The 571-nt window shown below is 45.4% G+C and carries 1 protein-coding gene; it reads left to right on the forward strand.

Annotated features, from left to right (window positions below; all coding sequences use genetic code 11):
* Window positions 1-308 precede the first annotated feature (308 nt).
* A complete protein-coding gene (locus tag A3775_RS24135; protein ID WP_156481596.1) occupies window positions 309-467 on the forward strand; it encodes a hypothetical protein in 159 nt (52 codons plus the stop codon).
* Window positions 468-571: the final 104 nt, after the last annotated feature.

Here is a 571-nt window from a genome sequence, read left to right on the forward strand (position 1 = left end):
GTGACATACTCCCACACTGATTGCAAGCAATACAGTGTGGGCTTCTCAGCGACTCCCGGTATCCCGTCGGACATTAACTGAGCTTTGTTTATACTGCACGAGATGCCCCTCCGCGCAGTTGAACAAGTACAAAAAATGTTCAACACCTTTGTACTGTCAGAGTTTTACCTACCCACAGTGGCGACACAGAAGTGTCTATTACTGGGTAGAACCCCATACTCTGAGTTTTCAAGGTTCAGCGTACAGGAAGCGGTTAGTTAAACCTGTACAAAATCAGTATATCATAGTTACGGCGAATTGTCGTAATTATGTCAAGAAAACACAGAGTTGAAACAAGGCTTAATGATAGAGAGTTGGGGCTTTTAAAGGATTTCGCGGAGTCTTTAGATATTCCGATGTCTGAAGCGTTAAGAACCTTAGTTCAAAGTTTGGCGATTCGTCGCCCACCCCACTCTCTCAACGAGTGATAGTCGTTATTGGTCGGGGGTGGGACTCCTCATCACCCTGTCATTCATCTCATCACTTCCGCTATCGCGGTAAGTGAGAGGCTTCTGTCAGTTCAAGCTAAAAA

The organism is Anabaena sp. 4-3 (assembly GCF_001597745.1).
GTDB lineage: Bacteria > Cyanobacteriota > Cyanobacteriia > Cyanobacteriales > Nostocaceae > Trichormus.

Coding starts and splice junctions, on each gene's coding strand:
- A3775_RS24135 (WP_156481596.1), top strand. CDS start 309: ATGTCAAGAAAACACAGAGTTGAAACAAGGCTTAATGATAGAGAGTTG.